Consider the following 20,595-nt stretch of genomic DNA (forward strand, 5'->3'; position numbering starts at 1 on the left):
GCTGGCGGGACGACAACCGGGCCCTGTGGGACGAGCGCGTGTCCCTCCATGTCACCAGCCCGTTCTACGACCTCGCCGGCTTCCGCACCCGGCCCAGTGCCGGGGGCGCGCCGCGGTCTGCAGCCGCTCGGGCAGCAGCGCCAGCGCGCCGCCGCCGGTCGCGCCGATCAGCCGCAGACCGGGGTACTTGTCCAGCCACCCCGCGAACGCGATCATCGCCATGCCCAGGGTGACGTCGCCGAAGCGGCCGATCTGCTCCACGAAGGGCGTCTGCTCGACCCGTTCGGTGCCGGCCGGCTCCGCCGGGGCGTGCACCAGGACCGGCACCCCCGCCTCCGCGGCCAGCGCGAAGAACGGGTCCGCGCGAGGGGAGCCGAGCAGTTCCCCGTGCACGCTGGAGGTGGTGATCAGGCCGACGAACGCCGGGTCCGCCAGGGTCTCCCGCACCCCCTCCAGGTGATCGTCGTCCCCGAACGGGTTGGCGTACACATAGCCGCGCAACTGGTCCGGGAACCGGCGGATCAGGCCCGACATCCACGCGTGGAACGCGCGCAGCCGGTCGCGCGGCTGCGCGTAGTTGTCCACGCCCGGCACCCGCGCCATCGCCCCGGCTCCGACCGGGCTGCCGATGATGGTCAGGTCGATGCCGGCCTCGGCGCGGGCGGCGAGCATGCCGTCGACGTCGGTCAGGGCCGGGGGCATGGGGAAGCGTTCGGCGGCTTCCGGCGGGGACAGGTGCCCGTGGATGTCGATGATCACGTGTCGGTTCCCGGTTTCGGTCTCAGTGCGCGGGTGATCGCGGCACAGTCCTGGTCGCCCAGTCCCTGCTCGGTGGCGCGGACGTGGGTCTCCGCCGCGGCGGTCGCCAGCGGCAGGCTCAGGCCGGCGGCTGCCGCCTGCTTGGTAGCGAGCATGAGGTCTTTCGCCATCAGCCGCAGCCGGAAGTCCGGCTCGTCGAAGCGGCCCGACGCCAGCCGCCGCGACTTGAACGCCATGACCGGCGAGGCGAAACCGCTGCCCGCGACGGTCTTCAGGACCAGCTGCCGGTCCAGTCCCGAGGCCTCCGCCAGCTCGGTGGCCTCGGCCAGCGCCTGCACCTCGATGCCCATCAGCAGATTGAGGAGCAGTTTCATCCGCATGCCGGACCCGAGCGCGCCCAGATGGACGACGTCCTTGCCCAGCGCCCGCAGCAGCGGACCGGCGGCATCGAACGCCTCCTTCGTGCCGCCGACGAACAGCCGCAGCTCCCCGTCGCGGGCGTGGTCGCGGTTGCCGAGCATCCCCACGTCCAGCGCCGCGGGCAGGTCCCCGGCGATCTGCACGACCTCCTCGGGGGCCACGGTGCTGGCGCACAGCAGCGTGCCCGGGTACGGCCCGTGGGCCAGCACGCCGTCCGGCCCGCGCAGCACGGTGCCGAGGGCCTGCCCGTCGGCCACGACGCAGAGGGCGGCGCTCGTCCCCGCGACCGCTTCGGCGGGGTGGGCGGCGACGTGCGCGCCGGCCTGGGCGAGCGGCGCGGTCCGGTCCGGGGTACGGTTCCAGACCCGGACCCGTACGCCCTGGTCGAGCAGGCGGTGGGCCAGCCCGGCGCCCATCGCGCCGAGGCCCAGCACGGCGACGGGGCCGGTGGGGGTGCGCGTCACGACGCCACCCCCCGTGTCTCCTTGACGACCCGGTAGCGCAGCGACTGCCGCTGGTCGACGAACTCGCGCAGCGGCGCGACCAGTTCGCGGTGCTCCTCGCTCTGCTGCCAGGCGAAGAACTGCTCGGCCGACTGCCACTCGCTGGTGATCACCCACTGACGGGAGTCGTCGGCGGGCCGGCCGAGCCGTTCCACGATGTGGCCGGGGGTGCCGGCCACCGACTTCCGGAGCTGTTCGTACAGGTCCAGGAAGCCCTGCTCACGGCCCTCGATGACGCGGACCGCGAAGACGACGCCCAGTGTGTCGGCCGATCGGCCCTGGTGGTTGGTGCCCATGTCTCCTCCTGAGTGAGATCCGGTGGGACACGACTCCCACGGACTCATGTCGCCCGTACGGCCGCAACTCCGAACGGGGGACGCCCCAGTGGGCACAAGGGGTGCACGCTGCGTCATTAGCCGGTTCGGGTGAGCGGGGACGGTCCGGGATCCGGTGCCGGAGGCGCCGGGACCGGGCCCCGGACAGGGCCCGGCGCGCACCCCTTTCGAGTGCCGACGGGTTTCGGCCCGCCCGGTGCGCGTGCCGCGCGGAAATCCGGGTGCGCGGGTGCCGCCGGACGTGTCAGGCTCCGCCGGTGGACCGTGAGGAGATCTCCAGGCGCGCGCACGCGGATCACCCGATAGCCGCGCCGCTCGACGACGACGCGGTGCGCGGGCTGCTGGAGCGGGCCCTGCCGCGCGACGGCGGACGCGTGCTCGACCTCGGCTGCGGCGGCGGGGAGTGGCTGCTGCGCGCCCTGACCGCGCGACCGGGGCTGCGCGCCGAGGGCGTCGACCTGTCCGGGCGCGCGCTGGAGGACGCCCGCCGGGCCGCACACCGGCTCGGTGTCGGGGACCGCCTGGTCCTGCACCGCGGGGACGCCGCCCGGTTCACCGCCCCGCACTCCTTCGACCTCGTGCTCTGCGTCGGGGCCGCGCACGCGTTCGGCGGCCTGCCGCCGGCCCTGGCGGCGGCGCGCCGGCACCTCGCGCCCGGCGGACGGATCCTGGTCGGGGACGGGTTCTGGGACCGCGAGCCCGCCGGCGGGGCCGTCGCGCTGCTCGGTGACCTCGACGACCTGCCGACCACCCTGGACCGGGTCGTCGCGGACGGCTGGACACCGGTCCACGGGCACGTCAGCACCCGCCGGGAACTGGACGACTACGAATGGGCCTGGACGGGGACGCTCGCCTCCTGGGCGCTGGACCACCCCGGCCACCCGGACAGCGCCGAGGCGCTCGCGACGGCCACGGCCCACCGCGAGGAGTGGCTCCGTCTCTACCGGGACGCCTTCGGTTTCGTCTGCCTCGTGCTGCGGCCGACGACGCTCTGAGCGACGGCGGCCGCGACCACCGGACCGGCTGCCGCACGGCCCGGTGGTGCCGGGCTGCCGCACGGGCCGGTGGTGCCGGGCGTCCTCGCGCGTCCCCGGCGGGGAGGGGGCCGCCGCCACCCCGGCGGGCACCGCACTGAGAAGATCGTTCCCGACCGTGGGTGCACCCGACCGGAAGGAGCGACGAGATCATGCGTGTCATCGTGGCCGGTGGCCTGATGGAGGCGTCCGGATGACCGGCAGCGCGCGGACCGACGCGCCCGGCACCGCCGAACCCGTCCTGCTGCGCACGGAGGGGCGGGCGGCGTACATCACGCTCAACCGGCCCGAGGCGCTCAACGCCCTGAACCATGTCATGGTCCGCCGGATCGACGAGGCCCTGACCGCCTGGGAACACGACCCGGCCGTGGAGACCGTCGTCATCACCGGCGCGGGCGAGCGCGGCCTGTGCGCGGGCGGCGACATCCGCGCCGTCCACGACGACGCCCGCGACGGCGACGGCACCGCCTCCGCCGCGTTCTGGCGCGACGAGTACCGCCTCAACGCCCGCATCGCCCGCTACCCCAAGCCGTACGTCGCCGTCATGGACGGCATCGTCATGGGCGGCGGCGTCGGCGTCTCCGCGCACGGCGGCGTCCGCGTCGTCACGGAACGCTCGCGGATCGCCATGCCCGAGACCGGCATCGGTTTCGTCCCCGACGTCGGCGGCACCCACCTGCTCGGCCGTGCCCCCGGCGAACTGGGCACCCACCTCGCGCTGACCGGCGCCCAGGCCGGCGCCGGGGACGCCCTGCTGTGCGGGCTCGCCGACCACTACCTGCCGTCCGCGTCCCTCCCCTCCTTCACCGCGGACCTCGCCGCCCTCCCCGTGCCCGAGGCGCTGGCCCGCCACGAACAGCGGCCGCCGCACGGGCGGCTGGCCGAGCAACGCGCCTGGATCGACGCCTGCTACGCCGCCGGCACGGTCGAGGAGATCGTCGGACGGCTGTCCGCCCACGGCGGTACGGAGGCGAAGGAGGCGGCCGAGACCCTGCTCGGCAGGTCGCCCACCTCGCTCAAGGTCACCCTGGCCGCGATCCGCCGCGCCCGGCGCCTCGGCTCGCTGGAACGGGTCCTCGACCAGGAGTACCGCGTCTCCTGCGCCGCCCTGGACAGCCCCGACCTGGTCGAGGGCATCCGGGCGCAGATCATCGACAAGGACCGCCGGCCGCGCTGGTCCCCGGCGGCCCTCGCCGAGGTCACCGACGCCGACGTGGAACGCTTCTTCGCCCCGCTCGGCGACCGGGAGCTGGGCCTCGGCGCGGACCGGGCCGCGGACGGAGCCGCGGACGACCCGCGCTGAGCACGGCCCAGGCCGCCCAGTTCGCCCCCACCCCGCCGGCCGGCCCCGCCCTCCCCGCACCCCGCCCCGACGGCTCACCCCGCGACAGGGAGCCCCGGTGACCGGCAGGACCGTCTCCCCGCCCCCGGAGACGCCCCGGTGAGCGCGCGAGCACGGCGTGCCGCTCGGCGCCCGCCGGCGTTGTACCGCGTGTACGACCGTCCGCACGCCGATCGGCACTGGTTCGGCACTGGTTCGGAAGGACCCTTTCGCACGTGATCCGCAAGCCCCGCGCCACCCGCCCGCTCACCTCCCCCGCCGAAGTCCCCCGGGCGGGTGACGCAGTGAGCCGCGTCTGGCTGCCGCCCGAGGAGTACGCCGAGCAGCTGATGAAGGCGACCGGGTTCGCCTGCGTCCACTTCACCGACGAGCAGGACCGTCCCGTCCAGCTGCACGCCCCCTACAGCCCCGCGCACCCGTGGCAGCTGGCCGGCGGCACGATGGAACCGGGCGAGCGGCCGTGGGAGACCGCCGTGCGGGAGTGCCGTGAGGAGACCGGCATCACGGTCGCCGGCCCGCCCCGGCTGCTGGCCGCGGTCTACGGCCTGCCCGGTGACGAGTGGCCGTACAGCACCATGGGCTTCATCTTCGACGGGGGCCGGCTCGGCGAGGCGGAGATCCGGGGCATCACCCTGGACCCGGAGGAGCACGACGAGGTGCGCGTGCTGCCGCTCGCGGACTGGCGGCCGTTGATGCCGGAGCGGGACTTCGCGCGACTGACGGCCGTGACGGAGGCCCGCCGTACCGGTGTGGCCGGGTACTTCGACACCTGGGACTGGGGGGAGGGGTGACCCCGGCGGCCCGCCCCCAGCCCGGCGCGAGGCGTCTGCGGGTCCGTGCCGGACGTGCGCGGCCCGCACGTCACCGAGTACGGCACCCGCGCCGGCCGGGCCGTCAGCCGCCGACGAGGGCGGTGAAGCGGGCGGTGTCGATGTTGCCGCCGGAGGCGATGACGCCGATCCGCCGCGGGAGACGGCCGACGCGTCCGGCCAGCAGCGCGGCCAGCGCCGAGGCACCGCTCGGCTCCAGGACGATCTTCAGACGTTCGAAGGCGAACCGCATCGCGGTGACGATCTCGGCGTCGCCGACCAGGGCGACGGAGTCGACCAGCCGCTGGTTGACGGGGAAGGTGAGCTCGCCGGGTGTGGCCAGTGCCTGCCCGTCGGCGATGGTGCGGGGCACCGGGACGGTGACGCGGGCACCGGCCTCCAGGGAGCGCCGGGTGTCGTCGCTCGCCTCCGGTTCGACGCCGACGACCCGGATGCCGGGGTGCAGCGCGGTGGCGGCGGTGGCACAGCCGGCGAGGAGGCCGCCGCCTCCCACCGGGACCAGCAGGGCGTCCAACGGGCCGGTCTCCTCCAGGAGTTCCAGCGCCGCGGTGCCCTGGCCGGCCATGACGTGCGGGTGGTCGTAGGGCGGGATCAGGGCCAGCCCGCGGTCCTCGGCCAGGGCGTGGCCGAGCGCGGTGCGGTCCTCGGTGTAACGGTCGTAGGTGACGACCTCCGCACCGTATCCCGCGGTCGCCTCCCGCTTGGAGCGGGGAGCGTCCTCGGGCATCAGGATGACGGCGCGCGTGCCCAGTTCACGGGCGGCCAGCGCGGTGGCCTGGGCGTGGTTCCCGGAGGAGTAGGCCGCGATGCCCTTCGCCAGCTGCCCGGGGGGCAGTTGCGCGATGGCGTTGTAGGCGCCGCGGAACTTGAAGGCGCCGACCCGCTGGAAGTTCTCGGCCTTGATGAACACCTCCGCTCCGACCAGGGAGTTCAGGGTGCGGGAGGTGAGGATGGGGGTGTGGTGGGCGACACCCTTGATACGGGCGGCGGCCTCGCGGACATCGGCGAACGTGAGGGACGGTGCGGCGGCCATGGGCTGGTCCTCGGGACGACGGGACGGGCGGGGAGAAGGGGAGCGGGGCGGTCACCAGCCGGAGACGCGGGGCCAGTACGCCTCGATCGCGGGCGGCGCCGACGTGCCGCGGGCGCTGTCGACGACGTGGTAGCCGTGGTGCTGGGCGGCGGTGGCGCAGGCGTGGTTGGGCAGGACGCGCAGCCGGGTACCGACGGGCAGTTCGGGCAGGGCCGCGCCGTCCCGGGCGGTGAGGGTGCCGTGCTCCTGGCTGGCGGCGGTCATCACCAGTCCCGGGATCAGGGTGCCGGACAGGTCGGTGACCAGGCCGTAGCCCTGGTCCTCGGGCTGGGCGGCGGTGCCGCGGTCGCGGGAGAGGGCCATCCAGCCGCCGTCGGTGACGATCCACCCGTACTCCGGGCGGTGCCCGATGACGGTGACCACCACCGACAGGGCGAGGTCGTCGAGTGCGCAGACGCCGAGGCCGGCCATCACCAGGTCGAAGAAGACGTAGTTCCCGGCGCGCAATTCGGTGACCCCGGTGAGGTCCTCGGCGGCGTGCGCGGTCGGGGTGGAGCCCACGCTGACGGTGCCCACGGGCAGGCCGGCCGCGCGCAGCCGGTCCGCCGCGGTGACCGCCGCGTCGCGTTCGTTCCGCGCCGCCGCCCGCCGCTCCTCGGCGGTGCAGGCGAAGTACGACTCGCCGGCGTGCGTCAGGACGCCGTCCAGGCAGCCCGCCTCGTGCAGGATCCGGCCGATCCCGGTGAGCCCCGGGGCGTCGGGCCTCAGACCGCCGCGATGGCCGTCGCAGTCGATCTCGATCAGCGCGGGCAGGGCGAGCCCGGCCGCCCGGGCCGCCGCGGCGACGAACTCCGCCTGCTCGGTGCTGTCCAGCAGGACGCGCAGGGTGACACCGCGACGGACCAGGGCGGTCACGCGCGGCAGCTTGCCCGGTTCGATGCCGACGGCGTAGGTGAGGTCGCGGTACCCCGCGTCCGCGAACGCCTCGGCCTCGGCCAGGGTGGAGACGGTGACCGGGCCGGGCGCGCCGTCGTGCAGGAGGGCGGCGGCGTCCAGGCTCTTGGCCGTCTTCACATGCGGGCGCAGAGCGACCCCGAGGCGGTCGGCGCGGGCCCGCAGGCGGGCGATGTTGCGCCGGGACCGGTGCGCGTCCACGACGGCGAACGGGGTGCCGGGGCCGGCCAGGGTCCGGACGGCGGCGGGGGAGAAGGCGGTGCTCATGGACGGGGGTCCCCTCACTTCGCGTAGTTGTAGACCGTCGCCCGGGACACGCCGAGCAGGTCCGCGATGGTCTGCGCGGCGTCGCGCGAGTCGAAGTAGCCGTCGCGCTGCAACTGCCGTACGAGCGCCTTCTTCTCCTGACGGCTCAGCGAGCGCGGGGTGGCGGCGCGCTCGGCGGCCCGGGCCTCCACCGCCTCGCGCAGCTCCCGCGCGGTGCGGTCCCGCAGGGTCTCCAGGGGCCGTTCACGGTGCTCGCGGTCCGTGGCCACGAGGTTGGACAGCGCGAGGGTGACGGGGGAGAGGACGGACACGTCCAGGTTCAGGCACAGGGCGGCGACGTACTCGCCCGCCGCGTTCTTGATGCCGATGGATGTGCTCTTGGCCGGGCGGCCGTCGGGGAACCGGTTGGGGTAGTTCTGCACGACGCCGGGGTAGTCCGGGTCGGCGATGCGGGCCAGGCCCAACTCGGTCGCGGGATCGCCCACCTGACGGCCCGACAGGTTGTTCTCGATGGCGCGGATCGCGTGGTCCGGGTCGCGCAGGTCGTGCAGTACGACCTCGCACAGGCCGGGGAACATGCGGCCCAGCGCGACCGCGATCTTCTCCGCCTCACCCAGGAGGTGCTCGTCCGCGCCGTCGTCCTCGGCGGTCCTCGCCGGGTGGTCCACGGGGCCTCCCCACCGTCCTGGACATGCGATCTATTTCTGGATGACGAGTCTAGGCCGTGGGGGCGGTCACTGTCCACGGCAACCGGACCGCACCGCACCCGGACGTCAACTACGCTCCCTACCGGCAGCTTTCGCACACGGCACGTACCGTCGAGGGGGATCCATGGCAGACCCGTCCAGCGCCGGGCGCTCGCAGTGGCTGCGCCGCTTCCACCAGCCGGTGCCGGGTGCGCCGCGACTGCTCTGCCTGCCGCACGCCGGCGGCTCCGCGAGCTTCTACTTCGCCCTCTCCAAGGCACTGTCGCCCACGGTGGACGTGCGCGCGGCGCAGTACCCCGGCCGCCAGGACCGCGCCGGGGAGCCCTTCGCGGACTCCGTGCAGGAACTCGCCCACGGGGTCTTCGACGCGCTGGACGAGCGGGAGACGACACCGCTGGCGCTGTTCGGGCACAGCATGGGCGCCCTCGTCGCCTTCGAGACGGCCCGGCTGCTGGAGAACGCCGGCCGGCCCCCCGCGGTGCTCTTCCTCTCCGGCCGCCGGGGCCCGTCCGTCGAGCGGACCGAGACCGTCCACCTGGGCGACGACAAGCGGCTCATCGAGGAGGTCGTCCAGCTCGACGGCACCGACTCCGCCGTCCTCCAGGACGAGGAACTGCTCGAGATGGTCCTGCCCGGGCTGCGGGCCGACTACCGCGTCGTGGAGACCTACCGGCCCACCCCCGGACCGCGGCTCGGCTGCCCCGTCGTCGCGCTGACGGGCGACGCCGACCCGAGGGTCACCCCCGAGGAGGTACGGGCCTGGGCCCGGGAGACCGACGGTCCGTTCGAGTGCCACGTCCACCCCGGGGGCCACTTCTACCTGGTCGCGCGGCAGCGGGACGTCCTGGCCCGGATCGGGGCCGCGCTGCGGCGGTTCGCGCCCGGCGCCGGGGCGGCGGTCTGAGGCCGCCGGGCACAGGGGACGGGCGGCACCGGCCGAGCCGGTACCGCCCGCGGAAGGTGGGTCAGCCGAGGACCTTGGCGGACTCGATGACCACCGGCTCGGTGGGGACGTCCTGGTGGCCCTGCCGGCTGCCGGTCTTGACACCCTTGATGGCGTCGACGACGTCCTGGCCCTCGGTGACCCGGCCGAACACGGCGTAACCCCAGCCGTTCGGGGACTTGGAGGTGTGGTTCAGGAACGCGTTGTCCGAAACGTTGATGAAGAACTGCGCCGTCGCGGAGTGCGGGTCGTTCGTCCGCGCCATCGCCACGGTGTAGTTGTCGTTCTTCAGCCCGTTGTCGGCCTCGTTCGTGATCGGCGCCTGGGTGGGCTTCTGCCGCATGTCCGTCGTGAAACCGCCGCCCTGGATCATGAAGTTGTTGATGACCCGGTGGAAAATCGTGCCGTCGTAGTGGCCGCTGCGCACATACGCCAGGAAGTTCTCGGCCGTCTTGGGGGCCGCGGCGTCGTTCAGCTCCAGCACGATCCGGCCGGCGCTGGTGTTCAGCTCGACTGTCGACATCAAAAATCTCCTCATTCCGGTGGGACTCGCCCACGCTACAGGTACGGCCCGGCCGGCCGTTCTCCGGTGCGACCGACGGGCACGCCGGTCCGACGGCCCGAGGGCACCATGGAATATACGACCACAGGGCACACGTACGACGCCGCGCCGCCCCGCGCCTCGAACGGCCATCCGGGTCACGCCGGGCCCCCGGACGGCCCCCGGGACCCTCTGCGCGGACCTTTCCGGCCGGCGCCGCTTTGGCGGGGGTCAGGACGGCCGGGCCGGGTCGCCGGGGGCCGGTGGAAGCGCCAGATGGGCCAGATCCCCCGGCGGCGGGGAGGTCACCGGCCACAGCGGGGCGGCCTGCCCGTCGGCGAGCGCGGCCGGAGCGTCCGTCAGGTTCATCCGCTCCCGCAGCCGGCCGTAGAAGTCCATCGGACCGAGCCGGACCGCCTTCAGCCGGCGCGGAGCGGCGTACACCCCGATCCAGTCCCCGGGGCCCAGCACCCCGCGCAACTGGCCGTCGACGCTGACCGCGGCCCGCCCCGACCGCTGGAGCACCCGCAGCGCGATCGGCTCGTCCGGCGCGGCCACCACTGACCGGTTGAACACCATGTGCGGCGCCACCGGCGTGAACACCAGGCCCTCCGCCCGCGGCGAGACCACCGGGCCGCCCGCGGCGAAGCTGTACGCCGTCGACCCCGTGGGCGTGGCCACCAGCAGCGCGTCCGCCGAGTAGGAGGCCAGCAGCCGGCCCGCCAGATACACCCCGACCGACACCTGCCGGTCCCGGGAGAGCTTCTCCAGGACCACGTCGTTCAGCGCGGTCACGTCCAGGGCGACCCCCCAGTCCGCGCCCGCCTCGCACTCGGTGCGCACCGGCGGCGGGGGCAGCAGCGGCCCGCGCCCATGGCTCAGCAGCGCCTCCATCTGCGGGGGCACCTTCAGCCGGCAGGACGCGCGCAGGGTGAGCAGCATCCGGTTCTCCACATGGATCCGGCCCTCCCGTACGGCGTCCAGCGCGGCCCGGACCGCCGGGGCGGGCACCTCGGTGAGGAAACCGACCCGGCCCAGGTCCACACCGAGCACCAGGGCGTCGTTCTCGGCCGCCAGCCGGGCCCCGCGCAGGAACGTGCCGTCACCGCCCAGGGTGACGATCAGGTCGGGATCACCCGCGCTGTCCAACTCCTCGCGGGCACTGTGCCGCGCGCCCTCCCGCCAGACGTCGATGTCCGCGCAGCCCACCCCGTGCGCGTCGCACCACGCGCGCACCTCGCGCGCGGCGGCCACCGCCTCGGCGCGCCCGCCGTGCACGACCAGACCGACACGGTTCACCGTCATACCCGCACACCCGCCTCCAGCCGGTTTCCTGCCCGGCGTCATCCTCGCCGCGGACGGCACCGCCCCGGCGCGCGCCACGCCGCCGGGGCGGCGCGGTCCCGCGGAGCGGGCCGTCCGGCGAGCCCTCACCCCCGGGCGCCGGCCGGACCCGTCACCCCCGTGGCCCGTCCGCCGCGAGAAACGGCTCCAGCAGGGCCAGCAGCGCCTCGGGACGGTCCAGCGGGATGATGTGGCCGCAGTCCGGGATCACCTTGCCGGTCAACCGGTCGGCGTACGGGCGCAGTTGCCGTTCCAGCGAGCGGCCCACCGGGTGGGCGCCGATGGCGAGGGCGGGCACGGTGAGACGGCCGCCGGCCACCGCCTCCCGGATCTGCCGGGCACCGGCGGGCAGTGCCCGGTAGGGGCCGAACGCCGCGCGCAGCGCCGCACCGCCGGTGTAGGCGCGGACGAACTCGGCGCGCACGTCCGGCCGTACGCCCCGGCCCAGCGTGCCGCGCTCGAGGAACCAGTCGACGTACGCCTCCTCGTGCCCCGTCAGCACCGACTCCGCGAGCCCGGACGCCGCGTGGAACCCGAACCACCACGGCGGCCCGGCGGCGAGGAACTCCTCGGCGCCCGGCAGATCGCCCAGCAGGGACTCCATCAGCACCAGCCGCCGTACCAGGCCGGGCCGGCGCATGGCCAGCAGGAACGCGGGCGGGGCGCCGAGGTCGATGCCGACCACGGCGGCCGGGCCCGCGTCGAGCGCCGCCAGCAGGCCCGCGGCGTCGTCGGCGAGCGTCCCGGCGTCGTAGCCGTCCGCCGGCCGGTCGCTGTCGCCGAACCCGCGCAGGTCCGGCGCGATCACCCGGTGATGGCGGGCCAGCGGCCCGATGACCTCGCTCCACAGCCGCCAGGTGTGCGGGAAGCCGTGCAGCAGCAGCACGGCCGGGCCGGTGCCGGCCGTGGCGACGTTGAGTCCGGTCCCGTCGAGGGTGACCCGGCGCAGCCGCACACCGGGCAGGGAGGTGACAGTCATGAGCGACCCCGTGGACTTCCTTGAGTTACGAAAGGTGACAAGGGAACGCTAGGTGACTAGGCTCACCCGCAACAGACCGCACTTTCCTGTCAGTTGGTGAGCTCCAGGTGACTTCCCAGGCCAAGGACGCGCCCGCCGCGCGCGGCGACCTGTTCGACCCCGCGTGCCCGACCCGCCGGCTGCTCGACCGGATCGGTACCAAATGGACGTCGATGGCGGTGAAGGTGCTCGCCCAGGCCGCCCCGGGCGAGGTGCGCTTCACCGAACTGCTGCGCCGGATGCCGGGCGTCTCCCAGAAGATGCTCGCGGCGACCCTGCGGAGCCTGGTCCGCGACGGCCTGGCCGCGCGCCGGGTGGAGCCCTCCGTACCGCCCGCCGTGCACTACCGGCTCACCCCGCTCGGCCTGTCGCTCGACACCGTGCTCGCCGCCGTACGGGACTGGGCCGAGGAACACATGGCCGAGGTCGACCGGGCCAACGCGCTGAGCGACGGCGCTCCGGCCCGCCCGGTGTGATCTCCGCCCTAGCGGCCGCCGCACCGCCCCTGTGAGCCTCCCCCTCGAACGTCGCTCCGAACTGTCGTCCCGAGAACTGTTATCGGCCCCGCGCCGGACGGTCTCCCAGATGACGCACAGCACCGTTCGGCGCCGAGGACAGGGAAGCTTTGATGAGGACACAGCACACGGTCGACACGGCGGCACTGGTCGACGCCGCCCGAGCGGGAGACCCGGCGGCCCAGGACGCCCTGGTCGGCGCCTACCTGCCGCTGGTGTACAACATCGTGGGGCGGGCCCTGAACGGTTCGGTCGACGTGGACGACGTGGTCCAGGAGACCATGCTCCGGGCCCTCGGCTCGCTCGGCGACCTGCGCACCCCGGAGAGCTTCCGCTCCTGGCTCGTGGCCATCGCGATGAACCGGGTCCGCGCGCACTGGCGGGACCGCCGGCTCGCCCCGGACGCGGTCGAGGAGGCCGCCGACGTCGCCGACCCCGGCGCCGACTTCGTGGACCTGACCATCGCCCGGCTCCAGCTGTCCGGCCAGCGCCAGGAGACCGCGCGCGCCACCCGCTGGCTGGAGCCGGAGGACCGCGAGGTGCTCTCGCTGTGGTGGCTGGAGTGCGCCGGCGAGCTGACCCGGGCCGAGGTCGCCACGGCCCTCGGGGTGTCGCCGCAGCACACGGCGGTACGGGTGCAGCGGATGAAGGCGCGCCTGGAAACGGCCCGCGTGGTGGTACGGGCGCTCGACACCCGCCCCGCCTGCGCGGACCTGCGCGGCGTGCTGGCCTCCTGGGACGGCCTGCCCTCCGCCCTCTGGCGCAAGCGAATAGCCCGGCACGCCCGCGACTGCGCCCGCTGCGGCGGCCTGGGGAGCGGCCTGCTGCCGGCGGAGGGACTGCTCGCCGGACTCGCGCTCGTCGCGGTGTCCTCCACCCTGCTGGCGACGACCCGGTCCGCCGCGACGCCCGCCCTCCACCTGACCGCCCACACGGGCTCCGCCGCGCCGCACGCGGGTTCTGCCGCGCCGCACACGGGTGCTACGGGGCCGGACCCGGGCCGGGCGGGATTCGCCGGGCCGGACGACGTGGCCCCCGGTGCTTCCCACCCGGGGGCCGGACAGGACGGTGACAGCGGGCAGGCGGGCGTCGTCGGCGTACGCGCCCCCCGTCGTCGTACGTCTGCCCGCGGCGAGGCGCGGCGACGGCGGCGGATCCGGCGCCGGGCCGTCGGCGGGGCCGTGGTGGCGGCCTGTGTGGCGGGCGGCGGCCTGTGGTACCTCGGCACCGGCTCCGGACCGCAGACCAGGGAGGCGACCGCCGCACCCACCGCCGACGCCTTCGCGGCGGACCTGCCGGCCCCCACTCCCGTCCGGACCTCGGCGTCGCCCTCGGCCTCCGCATCGCCCTCGGCCTCCCCGTCGCCCTCCCCCTCGCGGCCGGAGAAGCCGGCCGCCGCCAAGAGCCCCCGCCCGGCGCGTACCACGGGCACGCCGAAGGCCCAGCCGCCCGCACCCGCGAGGCCCAGCGCCTCCCGGACGACCCCCGAGGCACCCCCGGCGCCCACCGGCACCGTGGCGCAGGTGGTCGCGCTGGTGAACAAGGAGCGGGCCGCCGCCGGATGCGGCCCGGTCACCGAGGACCCGCGGCTGGAGCGGGCCGCCCGGGGACACTCCGACGACATGGCCGCGCGCGGCTTCTTCGACCACACGAACCCGGACGGCGCCGGCCCCGGCGAACGCGTCACCGCCGCCGGCTACCGCTGGTCCACGTACGGCGAGAACATCGCCCGGGGCCAGCGGACCCCGCGGTCGGTGATGGACTCCTGGATGCACAGCCCCGGCCACCGCGCCAACATCCTCAACTGCTCGTTCGAGAACATCGGCGTGGGCGTCCACAACGGCGCGGGCGGCCCGTGGTGGACCCAGGACTTCGGCGCGGAACTCTGAACCGCCGGGCGACCGCCACCCGCCTTGCCCCGGCCCGTCATCCGTCCCCGGCCCGTCATCCGTCCCCGGGCCGGGCCGCCGTGGGAGCGCTGCCCGGCGTGTGCCCGAAGGCGCGCCGGAAGACGTCGATGAACGCGCTGGCCGAGGACCAGCCGCACCGGTGCGCCACCGCGGTCACCGGCGTGCCCTCGGCCAGCAGGACCAGCGCGTGGTGCAGCCGCAACTGGGTGCGCCACTGCGGGAAGGTCATCCCGAGGTCACGACGGAACAGCCGGGAGAGCGTACGGTCGCTCGCCCCGACCTGCCGGCCCAGTTCCGCCAGCGTCCGGCGGTCGGCCGGATCGGCGCGCAGGATGTCGCACAGCGCGCGCAGCACGGGAGACGCGGGCGCCGGCAGATGCAGCGGCCGCTGCGGCGAGGCGCGCAGCTGGTCCAGCAACACCGCGCGCAGCCGCGCCCGTTCGGGGCTGCCGTCCCGCGGGCCACGGGTGTAGGCGACGATCAGCTCGCGCAGCAGCGGACCGACGGCCAGCACGGTCGGCGTGTCGAGGCCGAGCGGGTTCTCGGCGGCGGGCAGCCCCAGCGTATGCAACTCCAGCGTGCCGTGCGCCTGATGGGCGTGCACGGTGCCGGCCGGTATCCACAGGGCGCGGGTGGCCGGCGCGATCCAGGACCCCGCGTCGGTGGTGACGGCCAGCACGCCCCGGCCCGCACAGACGATCTGGTGGTCGTCGTGCCGGTGGGCGTCTATCACCGCGCCGGGGTCCAGCCACCGCGTGTGGGTCGGTGCCACCGGCTGATGGCGGATCGGCGTCATCAGATGGCAGTTTATCGAAAGCGCGCCAGACGGCCGGGGCCGGAGCATGGCCGGATGCGAAGGAAAGCATCGATCACCCTGCTGTCCGTCGGGCACGCCTGCGTCGACGTCTACCAGGGAGCCGTCGCGTCCCTGGTCCCGTTCCTGGTCGCCGGGCGAGGCTACGGCTACGCGGCCGCCTCCGGCGTCGTCCTCGCCGCCTCCCTGCTCTCCTCGGTGGCCCAGCCGCTGTTCGGCGCGCTCACCGACCGCCGTCCGCTGCCCTGGCTGCTGCCCGCCAGTACGCTCCTGGCCGGCCTGGGCATCGCCCTGAGCGGCGGCGCCGGTTCGTACGCCCTGACGCTGGCGTGCGTGGCGGTGTCCGGGCTCGGCGTGGCCGCCTACCACCCCGAGTCCGCCCGCGTCGCCCGGCTGGCGGGCGGCGGCGGACACGGCGCCATGGGCTGGTTCTCGCTGGGCGGCAACGTGGGCTTCGCCCTGGCCCCGCCGCTGGTGGCGGCCGTCGTCGGCACCGGCGGACTGCGCTGGACCCCGCTGCTGGCCCTGCCGGCGCTCGCCGGGGCCGCGCTGAGCCTGGCGGTGCTGCGCGCACCCGGGCAGCGGCGGCGCCTGTTCGCCCCGGCACCGGCCGCCGGCCCCGACGACCGGGCGTCCTTCCTGAGACTGTCACTGGCCGTGGTGTGCCGCTCGGTCGTGTTCACCGGTCTGAGCAGCTTCCTGGCGCTGTACGCGGCCCAGCGCCTGGGCGGCAGCGTGGCGGCCGGTACGGCCGCGCTGTTCGTCCTCTACCTCGGCGGCGCGGCCGGCTCCGTGCTGGGCGGCCGGCTGGCCCGGTACCGGGACCGGGTGACGGTGTGCCGCTGGTCGTACCTGCTCTCGGCCGTCGCGGTCGCGGGCGTCGTGTTCGTCCCCGGGCCCGCCCTGTACGTGTGTGTGGCGCTGACGTCCGCCGGCCTGTACGTCCCCTTCTCCCTCCAGGTGACGCTCGGTCAGGACTACCTGCCCTCCCGCGTCGGCACCGCCGGCGGCATCACGCTCGGGCTGACCGTCAGCGTCGGCGGGATGGTGAGCCCCCTCATCGGGCGGATCGCCGACGCGGCCTCCCTGCGGACCGCGCTGGCCCCGCTGGTGGTGATGCCGGTGCTGAGCTGGCTGCTGCTGCGCGGCCTTCCCGAACCCGCGGCCCTTCCCGAACCCGCGGCCCTTCCCGAACCCGCGGCCCTTCCCGAACCCGCGGATCTTGCCGAGCCCGCGGGCCCCGGCCGACGGGCGGACCCGCCGGCCGGTCCGGCTCAGCGGGCCGTGCCGAAGTCCTGGGTCCAGTAGCTGCCGGGCTGCGCCAGTCCGACGCCGATCTCCTGGAACCCGCAGTTGAGGATGTTGGCCCGGTGGCCGGGGCTCGCCATCCAGCCCGCCATGACCTGCTCGGCGGTGGTGTAGCCGTACGCCACGTTCTCGCCGTAGCTGCTCCAGGTGTAGCCCGCGCCCGTGATGCGCAGGCCCGGGTCCGAGCCGTCGGATCCGGTGTGCGACATGTTCCGGTGGGCGGCCATGTCCTCACTGTGGGCCTGCGCGGCCTTGGTCAGCGCGGGGTTCAGGGTCAGCGGCCGGCAACCGGCCTTGTCCCGCTCGGCGTTGACCAGCCGCAGGACCTCGGCGGTGACCCCGGACGCCGTGGCGGCGGGCGCGGGGGAACCGGGTGCGGCGGGAACAGCGGTCGTGGGGGCAGTGGTGGCCGTGGGGGCGGCGGCCGTGGGGGCGGCGGTCGCGGGGGTGGCTTCGGCGGTGCCGGGCGCGGCGGGGGACTGGGGCCGCTGGGCGGTGGGCCGGGCCGTCACCACTCGATGCGTCCTCGGTTTCACGGCCCCTCGCGGGTGCGCGGACCGCTCCTCCCCGGCCGGTGCCGTGACCGACGCGGAGGGGGACGGCGCGGAGGTGACCGGAGCCGTGGCAACTGGACTCGTGGTCACCGGTGCCGTGGTCCCCGGCACGGTGATCTGTCCGGAGGCCGCCTCCACGCCGTTGCGGTGGTGATGTGTCCGGAGTTGCTGTCCCGGCAGCACGGGCGTGCTCGTCGCGCCGGCCTGTGGGCGCGGGTCCGTGCCGTACGGCCAGTCGGAACAGGCCAGGGCGACGGATGGCACGCCCACGGCGCCGACGGCGGCGGCGGTGATGACTATTCGCCGGTAGTGCTTGGTCTTGCGGTGCTGGCCCATACGTCAACCTCACTCGGTGATCGCGGAGCGCCCATTCTTGGGAGGGCCTCGCACGAGACGCAAAGGGACCGAGTACTACCGCGCGTCGTAGACCGTCACGGCCCTTGTCAGCCGCACCGGGAGATGCAGAACTTCGCGACCGCGATGTTTGCGCCGAGCTGTCGGTTGCTCAGGAACCCGCAGGGGACGCGGGATAGGGCGGACCGTCCGTGGGCCGCCCCGCCGGCACGCCGTCCGGGCCTCGCGCCCGCGGCAAGACGGACAAATCCCCTATGTCATGGAACCGGCGTCTACTATCCGGCACCCTTAGTGGCCGCCGGACCTGTGACGGTTGTCACGTACGGCCGGGACGCCGTCGCTCCGGCGATCCGGGAGTGAGCGCGGGACGGCATGCCGCGGTGGCCGGAGCCTGGGGCGTCCGGCCACCGCGTACCCGTGTTCCACGCCGTCGGGCGTGCGCCGTCACTCGTTGCGGAAGACGGCCTTGCTGACCTCGGCGGGGTTCTCGAACTTCTTCTTGCCCAGGTGGGAGATCCGCTCGGTGATCTCCTTGGGCGCGTGGTTCTTCTCCGCCGCCTTCCGCAGCTGGTCGGTATCGGCCGGGTAGTCCACGCCGTGCAGGGCTTTCTGCAGATCAGGTGGGGTGATGCCCGCCATGGCTCCTCCAGGCAGTGAGTCGGTGCTCGTCCCGGCGCGGGATGCCGTGCCGGGACCGCACAGGTACCCATCCGACGGAAGCGGATTCAGGGATTCCGTCAGGTGATGGGCCGCGGCGCGCGCGGGTACCCGGTGGTTCCGCGACAGGCACGGGACCGTCGGATGAGAGGACCTGATGAGCGAGAACACCCCATCCCAGGCCGAGGGCGAGCGGGAGCCGGACGCCCCGGACACGGAGCAGCCGGCCCGCACCACCCCCTCCCAGGCGGAGGGGGAGGACACCGCCGAGGAGAACCCGGACGAGGAGGACGACGCGTAGGCGCGTAGGAGGGAGGCGTCATGAGCACGGCACACACCAGCGTCCCGGAGGTGCTGGACGCGCTGAAGGACGTGACCTACCCGGCAGGCAAGGAACAGCTGGTCTCGGCCGCCCGGCAGGCCGGAGCCCCGGAGGAGGTCGTCAAGGCCCTGCGCGGCATTCCGGCCGAGGAGTACGCCGGCCGCGCGGAGGTCGCGCGGTCGGTGCGGGTGGACCCGGACTCGGATCTCGGACGCGACGCGGGGCAGCGGGCGGAACAGGCACGGCGCGGCGGCAAGCCGGGCGTCTCCCAGCACCTGCGGGAAGAACCGAAGACCCCGATCCAGGAGGAGTTCGACCGCTGAACGGGTCCGGGGGCCGCGACAGGGCACCGGTGCCCCGCACCCGCCGCCCCCGGGCACGACGTCCCCACCGCGCGGCACGGCGGCACGACCCCCAGCGCTCCGGCGACCGCCCTCCGGTGCCGGACCGGCCCCGCACCCACGGCCGCGCTCCACCCCGCGCCTTGACCCCTCCCCGGGCGCGGCCTAGCGTGACGCGCACATCAGGACAGAGGCAGGCCAGGAGGCTCGGTGACGGCCCATCCGCACGGCACCCCGGACGGGGTGATGGCCGGCCGCCCCCTGCGGGTGGAGACGCACGGCCTTGACGTCATCGAGGACACGGAGCGCAAGGGCACCCCGCGCACCCTGTTCTGGCCCTGGTTCGGCGCCAACGTCTCCGTCCTCGGACTCGGCTACGGCGCCTTCGCGCTCGGCTTCGGCATCTCCTTCCGGCAGGCCCTCGCCGCCGGCGTGCTCGGCATCGTCGCCTCGTTCCTGCTGTGCGGCCTGGTCGCGGTCGCCGGCAAGCGCGGCTCGGCACCGACCATGGTGCTCAGCCGGGCCGCGTACGGCGTGCGCGGCAACCGGCTGCCGGCCGCCGTCTCCTGGATGCTCACCGTCGGCTGGGAGACCGTCCTCACCGCGCTCGCCACGATGGCCACCGCGACCGTCCTCGCCCGCCTCGGCTGGGGCGGCGGCACCGGCACCCAGGCCGTCGCCCTCCTGGTGGTGGCCGCGCTGACCGTCGTCGGCGGGGTCATGGGCTTCGACCTGATCATGCGGCTGCAGACCGGGATCACGCTGGTCACGGGCGTGCTCACGCTCGTCTACGTCGCCCTCGTCGCCGACCGGATCCACTGGAGCGCGGTCGACGCCCTGCCGGCCGGTTCCGCCCAGCGGTTCATCGGCGCGCTGGTGTTCATGATGACCGGCTTCGGCCTCGGCTGGGTCAACGCCGCCGCCGACTACTCCCGCTATCTGCCCCGGAACTCCTCCGGCCGGGCGGTGATCGGCTGGACCACGTTCGGCGCCACTCTCGCCCCGCTGGTGCTGCTGGTCTTCGGCCTGCTGCTGGCGGGTTCCGCGCCGGAGCTGAGCCGGGCGATCGCGGCCGACCCGATCGGCGCGCTGGCCACCCTCCTGCCGACCTGGTTCCTGGTGCCGTTCGCCCTGGTCGCCGTGCTCGGCCTGGTCGGCGGCGCCGTCCTCGACATCTACTCCTCCGGCCTGGCCCTGCTCTCGGCCGGCCTGCGGGCGCCCCGCTACCTGGCCGCCCTCCTCGACGGCATCCTGATGATCGCGGGCTCGGTCTACATCGTGTTCTTCGCCGACGACTTCCTCGGCCAGTTCACGGGTTTCCTCACCACACTCGGCGTACCCATCGCGGCCTGGGCCGGCGTCATGCTCGCCGACCTGGCGCTGCGCCGCCGCGACTACGACGAAGCCGACCTGTACCGCCCGCACGGCCGCTACGGCGACGTCCCCCTCGGCCCGCTGGGGGTCACCCTCGCCGCCACCGCCGTCGGCTGGGGCCTGGTCACCAACACCGCCGCGCACTGGCTGACCTGGCAGGGGTATCTGCTGGAGCCGCTCGGCCTGGGCGGCCGGACCGGCCCCTGGGCGTACGCCAACCTGGGTGTCCTCGCCGCCCTGGTCCTCGCCTTCCTCGGGGCGCTGCCGACGGGCCGGGGCCGTGTACGGCGCCAGGAGGCGCGGGCGCCCGGGCCGGTCCCCGCGCGGCTGCCGCACCCCTGAGGATCCGGTGTTCCGCGTAGGCATGCCCCGCACCCCACCGGGTACGCGAGGCGGGAGCACGGCCCGGGCGCCAG

22 protein-coding genes are annotated in these 20,595 nt (G+C 74.9%); 10 read left to right on the forward strand and 12 right to left on the reverse strand.

Annotation, left to right across the window (positions count from 1 at the left end):
* Positions 1–51: 51 nt before the first annotated feature.
* Genes AB0E62_RS27915 through AB0E62_RS27925 form a run of 3 tightly spaced genes read right to left on the reverse strand, consistent with a single transcriptional unit; the run spans position 52 to position 1,978 of the window.
* Positions 52–759 (reverse strand): amidohydrolase family protein, encoded by a 708-nt coding sequence (locus AB0E62_RS27915; RefSeq protein WP_362199487.1) that lies wholly within the window; start codon positions 757–759, stop codon positions 52–54.
* Complete coding sequence (locus AB0E62_RS27920) at positions 756–1,643, reverse strand: NAD(P)-dependent oxidoreductase (protein ID WP_362199490.1); 888 nt, start codon at positions 1,641–1,643, stop codon at positions 756–758. The genes AB0E62_RS27915 and AB0E62_RS27920 overlap by 4 nt, the downstream gene beginning before the upstream one ends.
* Positions 1,640–1,978 (reverse strand): antibiotic biosynthesis monooxygenase family protein, encoded by a 339-nt coding sequence (locus AB0E62_RS27925; protein WP_362199493.1) that lies wholly within the window; start codon positions 1,976–1,978, stop codon positions 1,640–1,642. The genes AB0E62_RS27920 and AB0E62_RS27925 overlap by 4 nt, the downstream gene beginning before the upstream one ends.
* Before the next feature lie 296 nt (positions 1,979–2,274).
* Between AB0E62_RS27925 and AB0E62_RS27930 the strand changes: the two genes are divergently transcribed.
* The 3 genes from AB0E62_RS27930 to AB0E62_RS27940 all read left to right on the forward strand — a co-directional run bounded on the left by AB0E62_RS27930 (position 2,275) and on the right by AB0E62_RS27940 (position 5,184).
* On the forward strand, positions 2,275–3,012 hold the full coding sequence (locus AB0E62_RS27930; protein ID WP_362199495.1) for a class I SAM-dependent methyltransferase: 738 nt from the start codon (positions 2,275–2,277) through the stop codon (positions 3,010–3,012).
* A gap of 232 nt (positions 3,013–3,244) precedes the next feature.
* On the forward strand, positions 3,245–4,354 hold the full coding sequence (locus AB0E62_RS27935; RefSeq protein ID WP_362199498.1) for an enoyl-CoA hydratase/isomerase family protein: 1,110 nt from the start codon (positions 3,245–3,247) through the stop codon (positions 4,352–4,354).
* 323 nt (positions 4,355–4,677) lie between these two features.
* Positions 4,678–5,184: an NUDIX hydrolase gene (locus tag AB0E62_RS27940; protein ID WP_362199802.1), complete on the forward strand. Its 507-nt coding sequence runs from the start codon at positions 4,678–4,680 to the stop codon at positions 5,182–5,184.
* 103 nt (positions 5,185–5,287) lie between these two features.
* Here the strand turns inward: AB0E62_RS27940 and AB0E62_RS27945 are convergent, their stop codons facing one another.
* From AB0E62_RS27945 to AB0E62_RS27955, 3 genes are read right to left on the reverse strand one after another with little or no spacing between them, the layout of a single operon-like run.
* Positions 5,288–6,256, reverse strand: a complete 969-nt coding sequence (locus AB0E62_RS27945; protein ID WP_362199501.1) for a threo-3-hydroxy-L-aspartate ammonia-lyase — start codon at positions 6,254–6,256, stop codon at positions 5,288–5,290.
* Positions 6,257–6,307: 51 nt separating this feature from the next.
* Positions 6,308–7,477, reverse strand: a complete 1,170-nt coding sequence (locus AB0E62_RS27950) for an alanine racemase (RefSeq protein WP_362199504.1) — start codon at positions 7,475–7,477, stop codon at positions 6,308–6,310.
* Between the two features lie 14 nt (positions 7,478–7,491).
* Complete coding sequence (locus AB0E62_RS27955; RefSeq protein WP_362199507.1) at positions 7,492–8,145, reverse strand: PAS domain-containing protein; 654 nt, start codon at positions 8,143–8,145, stop codon at positions 7,492–7,494.
* A gap of 163 nt (positions 8,146–8,308) precedes the next feature.
* On the opposite strand from AB0E62_RS27955, the gene AB0E62_RS27960 reads away from it, so the two are divergent.
* Positions 8,309–9,088 (forward strand): alpha/beta fold hydrolase, encoded by a 780-nt coding sequence (locus AB0E62_RS27960; RefSeq protein WP_362199510.1) that lies wholly within the window; start codon positions 8,309–8,311, stop codon positions 9,086–9,088.
* A gap of 61 nt (positions 9,089–9,149) precedes the next feature.
* Here the strand turns inward: AB0E62_RS27960 and AB0E62_RS27965 are convergent, their stop codons facing one another.
* The 3 genes from AB0E62_RS27965 to AB0E62_RS27975 form a co-directional block, all read right to left on the reverse strand.
* Positions 9,150–9,650: a peptidylprolyl isomerase gene (locus tag AB0E62_RS27965; protein ID WP_362199513.1), complete on the reverse strand. Its 501-nt coding sequence runs from the start codon at positions 9,648–9,650 to the stop codon at positions 9,150–9,152.
* A gap of 249 nt (positions 9,651–9,899) precedes the next feature.
* On the reverse strand, positions 9,900–10,973 hold the full coding sequence (locus AB0E62_RS27970; protein ID WP_362199516.1) for an NAD(+)/NADH kinase: 1,074 nt from the start codon (positions 10,971–10,973) through the stop codon (positions 9,900–9,902).
* Positions 10,974–11,124: 151 nt separating this feature from the next.
* A complete protein-coding gene (locus AB0E62_RS27975) occupies positions 11,125–11,991 on the reverse strand; it encodes an alpha/beta hydrolase (protein WP_362199519.1) in 867 nt (288 codons plus the stop codon).
* 107 nt (positions 11,992–12,098) lie between these two features.
* Between AB0E62_RS27975 and AB0E62_RS27980 the strand changes: the two genes are divergently transcribed.
* Entirely contained in the window at positions 12,099–12,506 is a 408-nt protein-coding gene (locus AB0E62_RS27980; protein WP_362199521.1) for a helix-turn-helix domain-containing protein, read from the forward strand.
* 152 nt (positions 12,507–12,658) lie between these two features.
* Positions 12,659–14,434, forward strand: coding sequence for a sigma-70 family RNA polymerase sigma factor (locus tag AB0E62_RS27985; protein WP_362199524.1), 1,776 nt, complete (start codon positions 12,659–12,661; stop codon positions 14,432–14,434).
* A gap of 55 nt (positions 14,435–14,489) precedes the next feature.
* On the opposite strand, the gene AB0E62_RS27990 is transcribed toward AB0E62_RS27985, so the two are convergent.
* Positions 14,490–15,251, reverse strand: coding sequence for a helix-turn-helix transcriptional regulator (locus tag AB0E62_RS27990; protein WP_362199527.1), 762 nt, complete (start codon positions 15,249–15,251; stop codon positions 14,490–14,492).
* A gap of 54 nt (positions 15,252–15,305) precedes the next feature.
* Here AB0E62_RS27990 and AB0E62_RS27995 point away from each other — a divergent pair, with 54 nt between their 5' ends.
* Positions 15,306–16,577 carry an MFS transporter gene (locus AB0E62_RS27995; RefSeq protein ID WP_362199530.1) on the forward strand — a complete coding sequence of 424 codons (1,272 nt, stop codon included), beginning with the start codon at positions 15,306–15,308 and terminating at the stop codon, positions 16,575–16,577.
* Here AB0E62_RS27995 and AB0E62_RS28000 read toward each other — a convergent pair.
* Both AB0E62_RS28000 and AB0E62_RS28005 read right to left on the reverse strand, forming a co-directional pair.
* A complete protein-coding gene (locus AB0E62_RS28000) occupies positions 16,544–17,467 on the reverse strand; it encodes a CAP domain-containing protein (protein WP_362199533.1) in 924 nt (307 codons plus the stop codon). The genes AB0E62_RS27995 and AB0E62_RS28000 overlap by 34 nt on opposite strands.
* 462 nt (positions 17,468–17,929) lie before the next feature.
* Positions 17,930–18,124, reverse strand: a complete 195-nt coding sequence (locus tag AB0E62_RS28005; protein ID WP_362199536.1) for a DUF2795 domain-containing protein — start codon at positions 18,122–18,124, stop codon at positions 17,930–17,932.
* Positions 18,125–18,299: 175 nt separating this feature from the next.
* Here AB0E62_RS28005 and AB0E62_RS28010 point away from each other — a divergent pair, with 175 nt between their 5' ends.
* From AB0E62_RS28010 to AB0E62_RS28020, 3 genes are all read left to right on the forward strand, one after another.
* A complete protein-coding gene (locus AB0E62_RS28010) occupies positions 18,300–18,443 on the forward strand; it encodes a hypothetical protein (RefSeq protein ID WP_362199539.1) in 144 nt (47 codons plus the stop codon).
* A 20-nt stretch (positions 18,444–18,463) separates the two neighbouring features.
* On the forward strand, positions 18,464–18,787 hold the full coding sequence (locus AB0E62_RS28015) for a DUF2795 domain-containing protein (protein WP_362199542.1): 324 nt from the start codon (positions 18,464–18,466) through the stop codon (positions 18,785–18,787).
* A 264-nt stretch (positions 18,788–19,051) separates the two neighbouring features.
* Positions 19,052–20,521, forward strand: coding sequence for a cytosine permease (locus tag AB0E62_RS28020; RefSeq protein WP_362199805.1), 1,470 nt, complete (start codon positions 19,052–19,054; stop codon positions 20,519–20,521).
* Positions 20,522–20,595: the final 74 nt, after the last annotated feature.

Source organism: Streptomyces sp. NPDC038707 (genome assembly GCF_040636485.1).
In the GTDB taxonomy this organism is placed as follows: domain Bacteria; phylum Actinomycetota; class Actinomycetes; order Streptomycetales; family Streptomycetaceae; genus Streptomyces.